Annotated in this window: 14 protein-coding genes; all 14 read right to left on the bottom strand. The window is 70.6% G+C overall.

The window, feature by feature from the left end; all coding sequences use genetic code 11:
* Positions 1 to 98 precede the first annotated feature (98 nt).
* Positions 99 to 2,027 (bottom strand): primosomal protein N', encoded by a 1,929-nt coding sequence (locus AB0H43_RS21690; protein WP_360001704.1) that lies wholly within the window; start codon positions 2,025 to 2,027, stop codon positions 99 to 101.
* A gap of 81 nt (positions 2,028 to 2,108) precedes the next feature.
* Positions 2,109 to 3,299, bottom strand: coding sequence for a methionine adenosyltransferase (gene metK / locus AB0H43_RS21685; protein WP_360001606.1), 1,191 nt, complete (start codon positions 3,297 to 3,299; stop codon positions 2,109 to 2,111).
* Positions 3,300 to 3,425: 126 nt separating this feature from the next.
* Positions 3,426 to 4,628, bottom strand: a complete 1,203-nt coding sequence (gene coaBC / locus AB0H43_RS21680) for a bifunctional phosphopantothenoylcysteine decarboxylase/phosphopantothenate--cysteine ligase CoaBC (protein WP_360001604.1) — start codon at positions 4,626 to 4,628, stop codon at positions 3,426 to 3,428.
* Positions 4,629 to 4,667: 39 nt separating this feature from the next.
* On the bottom strand, positions 4,668 to 4,937 hold the full coding sequence (rpoZ, locus tag AB0H43_RS21675; RefSeq protein ID WP_360001602.1) for a DNA-directed RNA polymerase subunit omega: 270 nt from the start codon (positions 4,935 to 4,937) through the stop codon (positions 4,668 to 4,670).
* A 34-nt stretch (positions 4,938 to 4,971) separates the two neighbouring features.
* Positions 4,972 to 5,568 (bottom strand): guanylate kinase, encoded by a 597-nt coding sequence (gene gmk, locus AB0H43_RS21670; RefSeq protein WP_253762239.1) that lies wholly within the window; start codon positions 5,566 to 5,568, stop codon positions 4,972 to 4,974.
* Positions 5,569 to 5,744: 176 nt separating this feature from the next.
* Positions 5,745 to 6,062, bottom strand: a complete 318-nt coding sequence (gene mihF / locus AB0H43_RS21665) for an integration host factor, actinobacterial type (RefSeq protein ID WP_253762238.1) — start codon at positions 6,060 to 6,062, stop codon at positions 5,745 to 5,747.
* Between the two features lie 232 nt (positions 6,063 to 6,294).
* Entirely contained in the window at positions 6,295 to 7,128 is an 834-nt protein-coding gene (gene pyrF, locus AB0H43_RS21660; RefSeq protein WP_360001600.1) for an orotidine-5'-phosphate decarboxylase, read from the bottom strand.
* Between the two features lie 36 nt (positions 7,129 to 7,164).
* A complete protein-coding gene (locus AB0H43_RS21655) occupies positions 7,165 to 8,517 on the bottom strand; it encodes an adenosylmethionine--8-amino-7-oxononanoate transaminase (RefSeq protein ID WP_360001598.1) in 1,353 nt (450 codons plus the stop codon).
* Positions 8,507 to 9,628, bottom strand: coding sequence for a quinone-dependent dihydroorotate dehydrogenase (locus tag AB0H43_RS21650; RefSeq protein ID WP_360001596.1), 1,122 nt, complete (start codon positions 9,626 to 9,628; stop codon positions 8,507 to 8,509). Before AB0H43_RS21650 ends, AB0H43_RS21655 begins: the two co-directional genes overlap by 11 nt.
* The gene (gene carB / locus AB0H43_RS21645; protein WP_360001594.1) at positions 9,625 to 12,975 is read right to left on the bottom strand and encodes a carbamoyl-phosphate synthase large subunit; all 3,351 of its coding nucleotides are present in this window, start codon (positions 12,973 to 12,975) and stop codon (positions 9,625 to 9,627) included. Before carB ends, AB0H43_RS21650 begins: the two co-directional genes overlap by 4 nt.
* A complete protein-coding gene (gene carA / locus AB0H43_RS21640) occupies positions 12,975 to 14,114 on the bottom strand; it encodes a glutamine-hydrolyzing carbamoyl-phosphate synthase small subunit (RefSeq protein ID WP_360001592.1) in 1,140 nt (379 codons plus the stop codon). Before carA ends, carB begins: the two co-directional genes overlap by 1 nt.
* Positions 14,111 to 15,400, bottom strand: a complete 1,290-nt coding sequence (locus AB0H43_RS21635; RefSeq protein WP_360001590.1) for a dihydroorotase — start codon at positions 15,398 to 15,400, stop codon at positions 14,111 to 14,113. The genes carA and AB0H43_RS21635 overlap by 4 nt, the downstream gene beginning before the upstream one ends.
* A gap of 58 nt (positions 15,401 to 15,458) precedes the next feature.
* Positions 15,459 to 16,379 (bottom strand): aspartate carbamoyltransferase catalytic subunit, encoded by a 921-nt coding sequence (locus tag AB0H43_RS21630; protein ID WP_360001588.1) that lies wholly within the window; start codon positions 16,377 to 16,379, stop codon positions 15,459 to 15,461.
* Positions 16,376 to 16,978, bottom strand: a complete 603-nt coding sequence (gene pyrR / locus AB0H43_RS21625) for a bifunctional pyr operon transcriptional regulator/uracil phosphoribosyltransferase PyrR (protein ID WP_360001586.1) — start codon at positions 16,976 to 16,978, stop codon at positions 16,376 to 16,378. Before pyrR ends, AB0H43_RS21630 begins: the two co-directional genes overlap by 4 nt.
* Between the last annotated feature and the right edge of the window lie 228 nt (positions 16,979 to 17,206).

Below are 17,206 nucleotides of genomic sequence, written 5' to 3'. Positions count from 1 at the left end.
ATCAGGGATCCGGGTCGAATCTTGGACCATGATTCGACCGAGATCCCTGATCCAGCGCGCTGGACGCACGGGTAGCGACGCGAACTGGGCGGCTGGGTCTAGAGCAGCTCCAGCGGGTCGAGTTGGACCCGGACGGCGTCGGCCGACTTGCGGGCGCTGCGCGTCCCGGCGGCCGTGTGGAGGGCGTGCGCCAACGCCGCCGCCTCCGATCGCCGCACTCGCAACAGCAGGCGCTCCGAGCCTTCGCCGATCTCCAGCGGCCCGAGCTGCTCGGTTCCGGGCGGCAGGTCGGCGGTCTCGGTGAGTTCGGCGACGGCGGCGGGCGGTCCGGTGAGCGACGCCATCCGGGCGGCCGGCGGGAAGCCGAGCGCCCGCCGGTCGGCCAGCTCACGTTCGGCCAGCCAGGCGGCGTCCCAGCGAAGCAACGCCTGCACCGGGACCAGTGAGCCGTCGGCCACCACGACCACTTTGCCGCCCTTGGTCGCCGGGACGGCGAGCGCGGCCGCCGCCATCCAGCGCCGCAACGCCTCCTCGGCGGCCCGGAGGTCGGCCCGGGTCAGCATGGCCCAGGTGTCGAGCAGCAGCACCGCGCCGTAGCCCGGTCCGTCCACAATGGGCTCCGCGCCGGGCGTGGCGAGCACCAGGGACGCCTCCGCCGGGACGGACGCAAGGACCGATTCACCGCCCGAGGTCCGCACCGGCACTCCCGGGAACGCCCGGCCCAGCTCCTCCGCCGTACGCCGGACGCCGGTCACCGAGGCGCGCAGCCGGCGGCCACCGCAGCGCGGACAGGTGTAGTCGGCGGCTGGACGGGCGCACCAGCGGCAGACCGGCGGACCGGCGTTGCCGGGCAGCGCCAGCGGGCCGGAGCAGCGGGAGCAGCGGGCCCGTTCGCGGCACTCCTGGCAGGCCACGGAGGGCACGTAACCCCGGCGGGGCACCTGGATCAGCACCGGCGCGCCGGCGCGCATCGCTTCGCGAGCCGCCTCCCACGCCACGCTCGGCAGCCGGGCGGCGACCGCCCCCGGGTCGCGGGCGAGCTGGCGGTCGTCAGCGGTGACGATGCGCGGCGACAGGACACGCAGCGTCTCCCGGGACGGCGTGATCTCCTTCGCCCAGCCGGTCTCCACCAGCAACTGCCCCTCCGCCGTACGCGCGTAGCCGCCGACGAGCGCGGCACAGCCGGTCAGCTGCGCCCGGCTGAGCAAAACCTGGCGCGCGTGCGGATAAGGCGACCGTGGTTCGGCGTGCAGGTCGTCGCCGTCGTCCCAGATGACGACCAGGCCGAGATCGCGGACGGGGGCGAAGGCGGCCGCCCGCGTGCCGATGACCACCTGCACCTCGCCCCGGCTGGCCCGCAGGAAGCGCTTGTAGCGTTCGGCCGGTCCCAGCGCCGCCGACAGGGCCACGTGCCGATCGTCGCCGCCCAGCACGGCCGTCAACGCGGCGTCGAGGCGATCCAGGTCGCGGTAGTCGGCCACGATGACCACCGCGCCCCGGCCGCTGGACAGCGTGTCGGCGACGGCGGCGGCGACCCGGTCCGGCCAGCGCTCGCCCGGCAGCGCCGACCACACCGCCCGGGGCGACTTGCCGTCGGCGAGCGCGCGCAGGAACGCCTGCCCGGCGGTGTAATGCCCCCAGCCTGAGGTCTCGACCGGTCGGGCCGGCGGCTTCGGTTCCCGCGGAGCCGCCTTCTCGGCCGCGGCGTGCCGAGGCGGCACCGCCAGCCGCAGGACGTCGATGAGGCTGCCGGCGTAGCGGCCGGCGATGTCCCGGGCGAGCTGGATGATCTCCGGACGCAGCACCGGCTCCGGCGACACGACCTTCTCCAGGAAGGCCAGCTTCCTTTCCAGCTCGGTGTGCTCGGCCCGCTCGAGCAGCCAGCCGTCGACGAGCTGACCGGAGAACCGGACGCGAACCCGGGTCCCCGGTTGCGCCGCCGCGTCGAGGTCGGCCGGGACCAGGTAGTCGAACGGCCGGTCGAGGTGCGGCAGCGGCACGTCGACGCAGACGCGAGCGACCGGCAAGCCCGATGCGGGCTGCCGGTCGCTGCGTTTGGTCTTGCTCGTCACATCACCTGGTTTACCAGCTACCTGTGACGGAGGAGGTCACGCCCCCGCCGCGGACTTCAGGTCGGCGACCCGGTCGGTCCGCTCCCAGGCCAGCTCGGGCAGCTCCCGGCCGAAGTGACCGTAGGCGGCGGTCTGCTGGTAGATCGGGCGCAGCAGCTCCAGGTCGCGGATGATCGCGGCCGGACGAAGGTCGAAGACCTCGCTGATGGCCTTCTCGATCCGGTCGACCGGGACGACCTCGGTGCCGAAGGTCTCGACGAACAGGCTCACCGGGTGCGCCTTGCCGATGGCGTACGCCACCTGCGCCTCGCACCGCTCGGCCAGCCCGGCCGCCACGACGTTCTTGGCGACCCAGCGCATCGCGTACGCCGCCGAACGGTCCACCTTGGACGGGTCCTTGCCGGAGAACGCGCCGCCGCCGTGGCGGGCGTAGCCGCCGTAGGTGTCGACGATGATCTTCCGGCCGGTGAGGCCGGCGTCGCCCATCGGGCCGCCGATCTCGAAGCGGCCGGTCGGGTTCACCAGCAACCGGTAGCCCTCGGTGTCGAGGCCGAGGCTCTCCAGTTCCGGCGCGATGACATGCTCGCGGACGTCCGGGGTCAGCAGCGACTCGAGCGAGATGTCCGGGGCGTGCTGCGAGGAGACCACGACGGTGTGCAGCCGGACCGGCTTGAGCCCGTCGTACTCGATGGTGACCTGGGTCTTGCCGTCCGGGCGCAGGTACGGGATCACGCCGTCCTTGCGGACCGCGGCGAGCCGGCGGGCCAGCCGGTGCGCGAGCGCGATCGGCAGCGGCATCAGCTCGGGCGTCTCCGAGCAGGCGAAGCCGAACATCATGCCCTGGTCACCGGCGCCCTGCGAGTCCAGCAGGTCGTGGCCGCCCTCGCGCTGCTCCAGCGCGGAGTCGACGCCCTGGGCGATGTCGGGCGACTGCGACCCGATCGAAACGCTCACGCCGCAGGAAGCGCCGTCGAAGCCCTTCTTCGAGGAGTCGTAGCCGATGCCCAGGATCGTCTCCCGGACGATCGTCGGGATGTCCGCGTAGGCCTTGGTGGTGACCTCACCCGCGACGTGCACCTGGCCCGTCGTGATCAGGGTCTCCACGGCTACCCGGCTGCGCGGGTCCTGCGTGAGCAGCGCGTCGAGGATGCCATCGCTGATCTGGTCGGCGATCTTGTCGGGGTGTCCCTCCGTGACCGATTCGGAGGTGAAGAGACGGCGTGCCACAGTGCTCCCTCAACGGTCCGCTTGCCAACGGCAAGATGCTCAACGATTGCAAGTTATCGCGGCAGTCTAGTCAACCTGCACGTACGCCGATCCGGCGACCGGCCGTGTGTTCACAATTCGGGCTCTTCAGTCGGTCTTCGGCGACCAGCGGTCAAGCACGAGGTCCCACACGGCGTCGGCGACATCCTCCTTGGACCGCCGCCCGAGCGTCGTCGTGGATCCGTCCGCCCCGAGCACGACGACGTCGTTGTCGTCGGCCCCGAAGACCTTGTCGGCGCCGACCTCGTTGACCACGATCAGGTCAGCCCGTTTCTTGACGAGCTTGGCCGCTCCGTTGTCCAGCGCGTCGTGCGTCTCCGCGGCGAACGCCACCAGCACCTGGCCCGCCCGTTTCGCGGCGCCGGCCTCGGCGGCGATGTCGGGATTGGTGACCAGTTCCAGCGTAGGCGCCGAACCGTCGGCCGCCTTCTTGATCTTCTGCTCCGCGTACTGCGCGGGGCGGAAGTCGGCGGGCGCGGCGGCGAACACCATCGCGTCCGCGGTGCCGGCCGCGGTGAGCACGGCGTCGCGCAGCTCGGCGGTGCTGCCCACCCGGACGAGGTCGACCCCGGCCGGCGTCGGCAGGGCCACGTTGGCCGCGATCAGCGTGACCTTCGCGCCCCGGGCGACGGCGGCCGTGGCGAACGCGTATCCCTGCTTGCCGGACGAACGGTTGCCGAGGAAGCGCACCGGATCGAGCGGTTCCCGCGTGCCGCCGGCGGTCACCACGACGTGACGGCCGGCCAGATCGGCAGTGGTACGCCCGGCGAGCACCCGGCGAGCGACCGCGAAGATCTCGGCGGGGTCGGGCAGGCGGCCCTTGCCGGAGTCGGCGCCGGTGAGGCGGCCGACGGCGGGCTCGATCACGACGGCGCCCCGGCGGCGCAGCGTCGCCACGTTGTCGGCGGTGGCCGGGTGCTCCCACATCTCCGTATGCATGGCGGGCGCGAAGACGACCGGACAGCGAGCGGTGAGCAATGTCGAGGTGAGCAGGTCGTCGGCGAGCCCGTGGGCCGCCTTGGCCAGCAGATCGGCCGTCGCCGGGGCGACCAGCACCAGATCGGCGGTCTGCCCGAGGCGTACGTGCGGGACCTCGGGGACGTCGGTGAAGACTCCGGTCGCGACCGGCTGACCGGACAGGGCCTCCCAGGTCGGTGCGCCGACGAACCGCAGCGCGGCCTCGGTCGGCACGACGCGGACCTGGTGACCCGACTCGGTGAGCAGGCGCAGCAGCTCGCACGCCTTGTACGCGGCGATGCCGCCGCTGACGCCGAGGACGACCCTGCTCACCGTCGGATTTCTGTTCTCTGCCGAGTTCTCAGTGCCGGATCAGGCGGTCTCGCCGGTCGGCTCGGCGACGAGGAGGCCACCGTTGATCTCGCGCATCGCGATGGACAGCGCCTTCTCCTGCGGAGTGGTCTCCACCAGCGGGCCGACATACTCCAGCAGGCCCTCGCCGAGCTGCGAGTAGTAGGCGTTGATCTGGCGGGCGCGCTTCGCCGCGAAGATGACCAGCGCGTACTTCGAGGTGGTCTTCTCCAGCAGCTCGTCGATGGGCGGGTTGGTGATGCCCTCTGGGTTGGCGACGGTTGCGGCCACTTTCACGTCCCTAGAAAAACTTGTGTCTGTTTTGTCAGCCGTGCGCCCGGATCGGCGCGAGCTGTCGTGAACCGAGTAATCCTAGCAACTCGTCAGCAGCACGTTCGACCGAGTCGTTGACGACGGTGACATCGAACTCCTTCTGCGAGGCCAGCTCCTCGTCGGCGTGCAGCAGACGGCGGCGGATCGTCTCCTCGTCCTCGGTCCCCCGGCCGCGCAGGCGCCGGTGCAGTTCCTCGACGCTCGGCGGGGCGAGGAAGACGAGCTGAGCCTCGGGCATGACCGCACGGACCTGCCGGGCGCCCTGAATGTCGATCTTCAGCAGGACCGGGATGCCCTGATCGAGCCGCGCCTCGACGCCCGCGCGGGGCGTCCCGTAGAGGTTGCCCGCGAACTCGGCCCACTCCAGCAGCTGCCCGGAGGCCTCCAGGTGGCGGAACTGGGCACGGTTCACGAAGTGGTAGTGGATGCCGTCGACTTCGCCGTCGCGCATCTTCCGCGTGGTCGCCGAGACGGAGAACCACACCCAGGGGGCGCGCGGTTTGATCCACTCGATCACGCTGTCCTTGCCGACCCCGGACGGGCCGGACAGCACGGTGAGGCGGGCCGGCGGTCGGGATACGTCGGTCACTTCTTCTCCTCGCCAAATGGGCAGCGCTCGTTGAGTCCCTTTCTACCCAACGCGGCTGGATCTTGTCGCGTTACCCCGGCACAGATCACGTCACAGATCACACGTCGGATCGGACCCGGCCGGGCATGCACAAGGCCGCCGCCCGAAACGGGCGGCGGCCTTGGGTCTCACTTGGCTCAGTTGCCGGAGAACTCGGCGAGCAGAGCCTTGCGCTGCTGCTCACCGAGACCGCGCAGACGCCGGGAGTCGGCGATCTTCAGCTTCTCCATGATCTGCGTGGCGCGGATCTTGCCGATGCCGGGCAGCGACTGCAGCACCGCCGACACCTTCAGCTTGCCGACGACGTCGTCGGCCTCGGCGCGGCTCAGCACCGCGTCCAGCGTGGTCTGGCCCTTCTTGAGCTGTTCCTTCAGCTCGGCCCGGGCCTTGCGAATCTCAGCGGCCTTCTCGAGCGCGGCAGCGCGCTGCTCGGGGCTCAATGTGGGGAGCGGCACCAGTTCTCCTCAGGTCCCACGCGGCGGTCGAGGGGTCGACCCACCGCTCGTTCGTTGGTCTGCACGTCCGCCCCGGGTGGGACGGACGACGTTTTGCCTGTGCCTGGGCCACGTGTCACCTAGGGTGACGCCTGTGGTTTCCAGTCGCGGGGAAAACTAGCGGTCAGAGCCGCTTTCGGCAACGTCACCACGCATGATCACAAAATGGTTACGCCGTGAGTGGCGTCCTCGGTCACCCGCCCAGGGCGCGGCGGCACGCATCGAGCGACCGCTCAGTAGCGTCGATCAGCCCTCTCACCGTCGGTCCGCCCGCGAGCACCTCACGTGAGTAGGAGGGAAGGACGGCGTCGATGGAGTCGCCGAAGATCTCACGGAGTCCGGCGGGGTCTCCGCCCTGCGCGCCGAGCCCCGGAACGAGGAACGGCCCGTTGGTCCGGGACAGGTCCTCCCCGGTCCGCCCGACCGTCGCCCCGACCACCGCACCGATGCTGCCCAGCGGTTCGGCACCCGCGTTGAGCTGGGCAATTTCATCCAGTAGCAGTTGCGCGACCGTCCGCCCATCGGCTGTCCGGGCATGCTGGACCTGCGATCCTTCGGGGTTCGATGTAAGGGCCAGGACGAATACCCCACCACCGTGCAAGGCGGCCGAGTCGAACGCCGGACGGAGCGATCCGAAGCCGAGGAACGGGCTCACCGTGATCGCGTCTACATAGATTGGACTCGATGGGTTGAGGTACGCGTCGGCGTACGCGGCCATCGTCGAGCCGATATCACCGCGTTTTACGTCCAGCAAGACAAGGGCTCCGGCATCCCGCAACTGTCGGATAGTTGACTCAAGAATGGCCATGCCACGCGAGCCGAATCGCTCGAAGAAAGCAGCCTGAGGTTTAAAGACGGCCACCCGTTCAGCCAATGCCTCTACCACCGTTCGGCTGAACCGCTCGACACCGTGGACGTCATCGCTCAAACCCCACGCCGCCAGCAGCGAAGCATGAGGATCGATGCCGACACACAGCGGGCCGCGCTTGGCCAGGGCTTGGTGCAGGCGACTGCCGAACGGTTCCATGGGCACGCTCCGAATCACGAAGAAGTAGCGGCGAAATCAGGACGAATGCTGTGAGGATGCTGAGCGCGACGCCGTGGCGGCGGCCCGCATAGCCCCGGTGACCAGCGCGAGATCCGCGTCGGAGGTCACGTAGGGCGGCATGGTGTAGATCAGATCCCGGAACGGGCGCAGCCAGACCCCGTGGTTCACGGCGGCCGCGGTCGCCGGGCCCAGGGCAACCTCGTGATCCAGCTGGATCACCCCGATGGCCCCGAGAACCCGCACGTCACGCACCCCGGGCAGGTCCGCGGCATCGGCCAGCCCCGCCCCGAGCCGCTCCTCGATGTGCGCCACCCGCCCCGGCCAGTCCGACGCGAGCAGCAGGTCGAGCGAAGCGTTGGCGACGGCGCAGGCGAGCGGATTGCCCATGAAGGTCGGCCCGTGCGCCAGCACCGGCACGTCGCCCCGTGAGATCCCCTCGGCCACCGCCGGGGTGCACAACGCCGCGGCCAGCGTCAGATAACCGCCGGTCAGCGCCTTGCCCACGCACATGATGTCGGGTGACACGCCGGCGTGGTCGGCGGCGAACATCCGGCCGGTACGCCCGAAGCCGGTGGCGATCTCGTCGAAGATGAGCAGGACGCCGAACTCGTCGGCCAGCTCCCGCAGCACCCGCAGGTACGCCGGATGGTGCCACCGCATCCCCCCGGCCCCCTGGACGAGGGGCTCGACGATGATCGCGGCGACCTCGTCCGCGTTCTCCTTGAGCGCCGCCGTCAGCTCGTCCACGTAGGACTGCTCGTACGACAGCGGCGGAACGCCGGCGAAGACCTGGCGGGGCAGGACGTCACCCCAGAGGCTGTGCATACCGCCGTCGGGGTCGCAGACGCTCATCGGGTGGAACGTGTCGCCGTGGTAGCCGCCGCGCCAGGTCAGCAGGCGCCGCTTCGCTGGGCGGCCCAGCGACCGCCAGTACTGCAGCGCCATCTTGATGCCGACCTCGACGCTGACCGAACCCGAGTCGGCCAGGAACACGTGCTCCAGCCCGGCCGGGGTGATCTCGACAAGGGTCTGCGCCAGGCGTACGGCGGGTTCGTGGGTGAGCCCGCCGAACATCACGTGGCTCATCCGGCCCGCCTGCTCGGCCAGGGCGGCGTCCAGCACCGGGTGCCGGTAGCCGTGGATCGCGGCCCACCAGCTCGACATCCCGTCGACCAGTTCGCGACCGTCGTCCAGGGTCAGGCGTACGCCCGACGCCGACCGCACGACGAGCGGCTCCATCCGCCCAGGCCGCGTCATGCCGCCGGGCTCAGTCCTAGCGGCTGCCGCCGCTGCGAGCTGGCCCGGCGGGGGCCCATAGGGATGCCAGACGTGTTGCCGGTCCAGCCGGAGCAGGGCCTCAGCGTCCATGGGCCGCCGCTGCGACCGCCCGGACCAGGGCCGGGCCGTGGAAGATGAATCCGGTGTAGAGCTGGACGAGGCTGGCCCCGGCGTCGAAGAGCCGGGTCGCGTCGTCGGCCGACATGATCCCCCCGACCCCGATGATCGGCAGGCGGCCGCCGGTCTCGGCGTGCACGAAGGAGACGACCTTGCGAGCGCGCTCGGTCAGCGGGCGGCCGGACAGCCCGCCCGCCTCCGCGGCCAGCTGGGCGTCGGCCGCGGCGAGCCCGTCCCGACCCAGCGTCGTGTTGGTCGCGATCAGGCCGGCCACTCCCCGATCCGCGCAGACCTGCAGGACCTCGCCGATCGCGGTGTCACTCAGGTCGGGCGCGATCTTCACCAGCACGGGGGTGCCCTTCGCCTCCCGGACCAGCGCGGCCAGCAACTCGTCCAGGTGCCCCTTGTCCTGCAGGTCCCGCAGGCCCGGGGTGTTCGGGGAGGACACGTTGACGGCCAGATAGTCGGCGTACGGACGGAGCAGCTGCAGGCTGTAGACGTAGTCGTCGACCGCCTCCGCCAGCGGCGTGATCTTCGACTTGCCGAGGCTGATGCCCAGCGGTGCGCGCAGCCCCAGCGGCCCGGCCATCGCGGGCAGGTCGCCCGGCGTACGGGTCCGGATGAGGGTCGCCGGGGTGTCCGGGACGTTCGGCCGCCGGGCGGGCTCGCCCAGCAATGCCGTCAGCCGCCCGGCCAGCGCCATCGCGCCCTCGTTGTTGAACCCCATCCGGTTGACCACGGCCTCGCTGGCCTGACCCCGGAACAGCCGAGGCTTGTCGTTGCCCGGCTGCGCCTTCGCCGTGACCGTGCCGACCTCGACGAAGCCGAAGCCCAGTGCCGGCCACGCGGCCAGGGCGATCCCGTTCTTGTCCATCCCGGCGGCCAGACCGACCGGGTTGGGGAAGTCCACCCCGAACACTCTGGTCGGGGCGGCCACCGCGTACCGGCGGCGCAGGGACTCCAGGACCCGGTGCCGCCCGGACATCCCCGCCAGCCGGTGCAGGGTCGCCTCGTGGGCCGCCTCGGCGTCGCCTCCCCCGATCCGGAACAGCGCCGGGCGTACGAAGGACTCGAAGAAGCTCACCGCTCCGCTCCCAGCTCCGGGCGAAGTGCCTTGTGCAGTTCCTGCAGTGGGCGTACCCGCAGATCTCCGGCGATGAGCGCCTCGATGCCCATCACCGCCGCCGCGGCGCCCGGGACCGTCGTGATGCACGGGATGTCGGCCGCGACCGCGGCCGAGCGGATCTCGTAGCCGTCGGACCGGGCACTGGCCCCCGAGCCCTGCGGGGTGTTGATCACGAGCTTGACCTCGCCCGCGCCGATGAGCGAGATGGCGTCGCGCTGGTCGCCGGCGTAGTGCTTGCCGACCACCTCGCAGCCGATGCCGTGCCGCCGCAGCACCTCGCCGGTGCCCTCGGTCGCGATGATCTCGAACCCGAGGTCGGCCAGCCGCTTGACCGGGAAGATCATGGCGCGCTTGTCCCGGTTGGCGACGCTCACGAAGATCTTGCCGCTGGTCGGCAGCGACCCGTACGCGGCCGCCTGCGACTTGGCGAACGACTGCCCGAAGGCGGTGTCGATGCCCATGACCTCGCCGGTGGACTTCATCTCCGGGCCGAGCAGCGAGTCGACGCCCTTGCCGGCCGGGGTGCGGAACCGCTTGAACGGCAGCACCGCCTCCTTGACCGCGATCGGGGCGTGCTCGGGCAGCTGACCGCCGTCGCCGGTGGCCTGGAGCATGCCCTCGGCCCGCAGGTCGGCGATGGTCGCGCCGAGCATGATCCGGGCCGCCGCCTTGGCGAGCGGAACCGCGGTCGCCTTGGAGACGAACGGCACCGTACGCGACGCGCGGGGGTTGGCCTCCAGCACGTAGAGGGCGTCGTCCTTGAGGGCGTACTGCACGTTGAGCAGCCCCTGTACGCCGACCCCGCGGGCGATCTTCTCGGTGTAGTCGCGGACGACCTTCAGGTGCGAGGCGCCGAGCGTGATCGGCGGCAGCGCGCACGAGGAGTCACCACTGTGGATGCCCGCCTCCTCGATGTGCTCCATGACGCCGCCGATGTAGACCTCGCCGTCGGCGTCGCAGAGCGCGTCCACGTCGATCTCGATGGCGTCGTCGAGGAACCGGTCGACCAGCACCGGGTGTTCCGGCGAGATGTCGGTCGCCCGGCCGATGTAGTCCCGCAGCGTGTCGTCGTCGTAGACGATCTCCATGCCGCGCCCGCCGAGCACGTACGACGGTCGCACCAGGACGGGGTAGCCCACCTCGTCGGCGATCTTCTTGGCGTCCTCGTAGGACGTCGCGGTGCCGTGCGCGGGCGCGCGCAGGCCCGCCCGGGCCAGCACCGCGCCGAACGCGCCCCGCTCCTCGGCGAGGTGGATCGACTCCGGGCTGGTGCCGACGATGGGCACCCCGGCGGCCTTGAGGCGCTGCGCCAGGCCCAGCGGCGTCTGCCCGCCGAGCTGCACGATCACGCCCACGACGCCGGGGCCGCCGGCGGCCGTGCCCGAACTGTGCTCGGCGTGGACCACTTCGAGGACGTCCTCGAAGGTCAGCGGCTCGAAGTAGAGCCGGTCGGCGGTGTCGTAGTCGGTCGAGACCGTCTCCGGGTTGCAGTTGACCATGACCGTCTCGAACCCGGCCTCGCGCAGCGCCATGACGGCGTGCACACACGAGTAGTCGAACTCGATGCCCTGCCCGATCCGGTTCGGCCCGGACCCCAGGATGAGAACCTTCGGGCGGTCGCTCGGGGCGACCTCCGTCTCCTCGTCGTAGCTGGAGTAGTGGTACGGCGTCTTCGCCGCGAACTCGGCCGCACAGGTGTCCACCGTCTTGTAGACCGGACGCAGTCCGAGGCGGTGCCGCAGCGTGCGTACGCCTTCCTCACCGGCGAACTCGGGTCGCAGAGCGGCGAGCTGCCGGTCGGAGAACCCGGCGCGCTTGGCCCGGCGCAGCAACGGCTCGTCGAGCACCGCCGCCTGCTCCACCTCTTCCCGCAGCGCGATGAGCGAGGCGATCTGGGTGAGGAACCAGGGGTCCACTCCCCCGCTGGCCTCGTGCACCTGCTCGACGGTCGCGCCCAGGCGCAGCGCCGCCTCGATCGTGTAGAGCCGCCCGTCGTGCGGAATCCGCAGCGCCGTCAGCGCCTCCTCGGCGGTGCCGAACTGATCCTTGACCGTCCAGAACCCGGCCTGCTTGGTCTCCATCGAGCGCATCGCCTTGCCGAGCGCCTCGGTGAAGTTGCGGCCGAGGCTCATCGCCTCGCCGACCGACTTCATCGTGGTGGTCAGCTCGGGGTCGGCCCCGGGGAACTTCTCGAAGGCGAACCGCGGGATCTTGACGACGACGTAGTCCAGCGACGGCTCGAACGCGGCCGGGGTCTGGAGCGTGATGTCGTTGGGGATCTCGTCGAGGGTGTAGCCGATGGCGAGCTTCGCCGCGATCTTCGCGATCGGGAAGCCGGTCGCCTTCGACGCCAGCGCCGACGACCGCGACACCCGCGGGTTCATCTCGATGACGACGATCCGGCCGTTCTCCGGGTTGATCGCGAACTGGATGTTGCAGCCGCCGGTGTCCACGCCGACCTCCCGCAGCACGGCGATGCCGAGATCCCGCATGACCTGGTACTCACGGTCGGTCAGGGTCATCGCGGGCGCGACGGTCACCGAGTCTCCGGTGTGGACGCCCATCGGGTCGAGGTTCTCGATGGAGCAGACGACCACGACGTTGTCGTGCTTGTCGCGCATCAGCTCCAGCTCGAACTCTTTCCAGCCGAGCACGCTCTCCTCGATGAGCACCTCGTGCACCGGGGAGGCGGCCAGCCCGGACCCGGCGATGCGCTCCAGGTCCTCGTCGGTGTGCGCCATGCCGGAGCCGAGGCCGCCCATGGTGAAGCTCGGCCGGATGACGACCGGCAGACCCAGGTCGGCCGCGGTCTCGCGGACCTCGTCCATCGAGTGGCACACGCGCGAGCGCGGCACCAGCGCCTCGTCGGCCATGCCGACCCGGGCACCCGCGCGCGCCACGATCTCCTTGAAGAGCTGACGGTCCTCACCGCGCCGGATGGCGTCGATGTTCGCCCCGATCAGCTCGACCTTGTACTTGTCGAGCACGCCCGCCTCGTGCAGGGCCACCGCGGTGTTCAGCGCGGTCTGCCCGCCGAGCGTCGGCAGGATCGCGTCGGGCCGCTCCCGCTCGATCACCTTCGTGACGAAGTCCGGCGTGATCGGCTCGACGTAGGTCGCGTCGGCGAACTCGGGGTCGGTCATGATCGTCGCGGGGTTGGAGTTCACCAGCGAGACGCGGATGCCCTCCGCCCGCAGCACCCGGCAGGCCTGCGTACCGGAGTAGTCGAACTCGCAGGCCTGGCCGATGACGATCGGACCGGAGCCGATGACCAGGATGTGCTTCAGGTCTTCGCGCTTCGGCATCAGTGAGTCCCCTCGATGAGCTGCTTGCTGAGCTTGTCGGTTCCCCGAACAAGTTCGGCGAAGCGGTCGAAGAGGTAGTCGGCGTCATGGGTGCCGGCCGCCGCTTCGGGGTGGTACTGGACGGTGAAGGCGGGCACGTCCAGCGCCCGCAGCCCCTCGACCACGTTGTCGTTCAGGCAGACATGGGAGACCTCGACCCGGCCGAACTCGGTGTCCACCACCCTGTCCAGCGGCGCGTCCACAGCGAAGCCGTGATTGTGGCTCGTGACCTCGACCTTGCCGGTGGTGCGGTCCATCACCGGCTGGTTGACGCCCCGGTGGCCGTAGCCCAGCTTGTAGGTGCCGAAGCCGAGCGCGCGGCCGAGGATCTGGCTGCCGAAGCAGATCCCGAACAGCGGAATCCGGCGGCGCATGACCTCCTGGGCCAGGGCCACCGGATGGTCGGCGGTCGCCGGGTCGCCGGGGCCCGGCGAGAAGAACACCGCGTCCGGCGCCACGGCCAGCAGGTCCTCCAGCGACGAGGTCGCCGGCAGGATGTGGGTGGTCACTCCACGCGCGGCCAGCCGCCGCGCCACGTTGCGCTTGATCCCCAGGTCCAGGGCCGCGACGGTGAAGAGCTTCTCGCCTTCGGCGTCCACCGTGTACGCCTGTCGGGTGGTCACTTCGCTGGAGAGATCCGCCCCGACCATCTGCGGGCTGTTCCGGACCTTCGTCAGCAGCGAGTCGGCGTCGAGGTCCACACTGGACACGCCGACCCGCATCGCGCCGCGGTCGCGCAGGTGCCGCGTCAGCGCCCGGGTGTCGATCCCGGCAATGCCGACCACCCCCTCGGCCTTCAGCCGATCCTCGAGTTCGCCGGTGGCGCGCCAGTTCGACGCCTCCCGCGACGGGTCGCGGACCACGTATCCGGCGACCCAGATGCGGTCGGACTCGTCGTCCTCGCCGTTGACCCCGGTGTTGCCGATGTGCGGCGCGGTCTGCACGACGACCTGACGGTGGTACGACGGGTCGGTCAGCGTCTCCTGATAGCCGGTCATCGCCGTGCTGAAGACGGCCTCGCCGAAGGTCTCCCCGACGGCGCCGAACGCCTCGCCACGGAAGGTCCGGCCGTCCTCTAGTACCAGAATGGCTTCACTCATGCCGCTGCCTTCCCGTCGAGAGCGGTGCGCTTACCCCGCAGGAAGGTCGCGACCACCTTGCCCGGCAACTCCATCCCCGCGTACGGGGTGTTGGCGCTGAGGCTGGCGAGCGCGGCCGGATCGACGGTGAACCGGGCCTGCGGATCGATGAGGGTGAAGGTCGCCGGGGCACCCGGGACCGGAGCGTGGCCGTGCTCGTCGAGCCCGGCGATGCGGGCCGGCGTACGCGACATGCGGTCGGCGATGCCGTCCCAGCCCAGCGCGTCGCCGACCGTGTGCAGGACGATCGGCAGCGCCGTCTCCAGGCCGAGCATGCCCGGCCGCGCGTACGCCCACTCGCATTCCTTGTCCTGCGCGGCGTGCGGGGCGTGGTCGGTGGCGACGACGTCGATGGTGCCGTCGACGAGCCCGCGCCGCAGCGCCTCGACGTCGTCGGCGGTACGCAACGGCGGGTTCACCTTGAACACGGGGTCGTAGGGGGCGGTGCCCTCGATCGACCCGCCGACCGCCTCGTCGGTGAGCAGCAGGTGATGCGGCGTGACCTCGGCGGTGACGCGTACGCCCCGCGCCTTGGCCTGGCGGATGACCTCGACGCTGCCTGCCGTCGAGACGTGGCAGACGTGCAGGCGGGCACCCGTGTGCGCAGCGAGCAGCACGTCGCGGGCGATGATCGCCTCCTCCGCGACCGACGGCCAGCCGGTCAGCCCGAGGCGGGTCGAGACGTCGCCCTCGTGCATCTGCGCGCCCTGGGTGAGCCGCGGCTCCTCGGCGTGCTGCGCGATGACCCCGTCGAACGCCTTGACGTATTCCAGCGCACGGCGCATCAGGCGGGGGTCGTGCACGCACATGCCGTCGTCGGAGAAGATCCGGACGGCGGCGGCGGAGTCGGCCATCGCGCCGAGTTCGGCGAGCTTCTCCCCGCCGAGGCCGACGGTGACCGCGCCGATCGGCTGGACGTCGACCAGCCCGGCCTCGCGGCCGAGCCGCCAGACCTGCTCGACGACACCGGCCGTGTCGGCGACCGGGTTGGTGTTGGCCATGGCGCAGACCGCGGTGAATCCGCCGAGCGCGGCGGCCCGGGAGCCGGTCAGCACGGTCTCGGCGTCCTCCCGGCCCGGCTCGCGCAGGTGAGTGTGCAGGTCGACCAGGCCGGGCAGGGCGATCAGCCCGGTGCCATCCATGACCTCTTCGGTGCCGTCCGCGCTGTCGACGATCACGCCGTCGCGGACGACCAGGTCGACGGGAGCCCCGCCCAGCACGCTGACGTTGCGGATCAGGTAGCTCACGAACGACCTCCAAGGAGCAGACTGAGTTTCATCGACGCGCTCCAAGGAGCAGACTGAGTCATCGACCTGCTCCTAGAAGCAGGTAGAGACATGCCATCCGGACGGAGACGCCGTTGGCGACCTGTTCGACGATGGTGGAGCGGGGCGAATCGGCCACCTCGGGGGCGATCTCGACGCCGCGGTTCATCGGACCGGGGTGCATGACGATCGCGTGGTCCGGCATCCGCCGCAGCCGCGCGCTGTCGAGCCCGTAGCGCTTGTAGTACTCCTGCGACGACGGGAAGAAGGCCGCGTTCATCCGCTCCTTCTGGACCCGCAGCATCATCACCACATCGGCGTGGGGCAGCACCGAGTCGAAGTCGTAGCTGACGCCCAGGCTCGGAGTGAGACTGCCGAACGCGGGCGGCACGAGGGTCGGCGGGCCGACCAGGGTCACCTTCGCGCCGAGCGTGTGCAGCAGCAGCGCGTTCGACCGGGCGACCCGGCTGTGCAGGACGTCTCCGACGATCGCGACGTTGAGCCCTTCGACCTTGCCCATGCGCGAGCGCATCGTGTACGTGTCGAGCAGCGCCTGCGTCGGGTGCTCGTGCGTGCCGTCGCCGGCGTTGAGGACGCTGCCGTGCACCCAATGCGTGAGCCGGTGCGGAGCACCCGAGGCGGGATGCCGGATGACCACCGCGTCGGCGCCCATGGCCTGCAGCGTCCAGGCGGTGTCCTTGAGCGACTCGCCCTTCTCGACGCTGGAGCCCTTGGCCGAGAAGTTCACGACGTCGGCCGACAGCCGCTTGGCGGCCACCTCGAAGGAGGTCCGGGTCCGGGTGCTGTCCTCGTAGAAGAGGTTCACCACCGTCCGCCCGCGCAGCGTCGGCAGCTTCTTCACCTCGCGACCCGCGACCGTCGCCATCTCGGCGGCGACGTCGTGGATCTGGGTGGCCGTCGCGGCGTCCAGATCGGCCGCGGAGAGCAGATGCTTGATCATGACAGGCTCCCGACTGACTGCACTTCTGGCGGCTCAGCCGAGGCTTCCCCGGCAAGTCGTACCTCGTCGACGCCGTCGACCTCGCTGAGCAGCACCTTGACCTGCTCGGCGAGGGAGGTCGGGATGTTCTTGCCGACGTAGTCGGCCCGGATCGGCAGCTGGCGGTGGCCGCGGTCGACCAGGACGGCCAATTGCACCGCCGCCGGGCGGCCGAGATCACTGATCGCGTCGAGCGCCGCCCGCACCGTACGCCCGGAGTAGAGCACGTCGTCGACGAGGATCACCTTGCTGCCGTCGATGCCGCCGCTGGGCAGCTCGGTGCGGCCGACGGCCCGGGTGGACTGCCGCCCGAGGTCGTCGCGGTAGAGCGTGATGTCGAGCGTGCCGACCGGCAGCTTCACCTGCTCGAAGGCGTTGATGCGCTCGGCGAGCCGGTGCGCCAGCGGTACGCCGCGGGTGGCCACTCCGAGCAGGACCACATCGCTCGCACCCTGGGTCTTCTCCAGGATCTGATGAGCGATTCTGTCGAGAACGCGGTGAATGTCCGCTTCTGAGAGTATGACTTTGTAGGCCAACAGGGACCCCCTTCCCCGCCTCACGGGACGGGATTAAAGAGTGTCTGGTTTCGCCTCTCCGACTCCGCTCACGGAGATCGTCAAGGCCTGGGACGACCCTATCAACTCGGCTATGAGCAGCCAATGTGAGGGTCGTCCCGCCGGTTCAGGCAGGCTCGGGGAGGCCGTTCGGCCCATCGGCGTACCAACAAGTGGGCTAGCAGCACTTGACCACAGCGCGTAACCGACGTACCGTCACGCTGCGTAACGATC

Origin of the sequence: Hamadaea sp. NPDC050747, from assembly GCF_040654195.1 — a bacterium.
Taxonomy (GTDB): Bacteria; Actinomycetota; Actinomycetes; order Mycobacteriales; family Micromonosporaceae; genus Hamadaea.
This window is presented reverse-complemented; position numbering and strand designations above follow the sequence as displayed.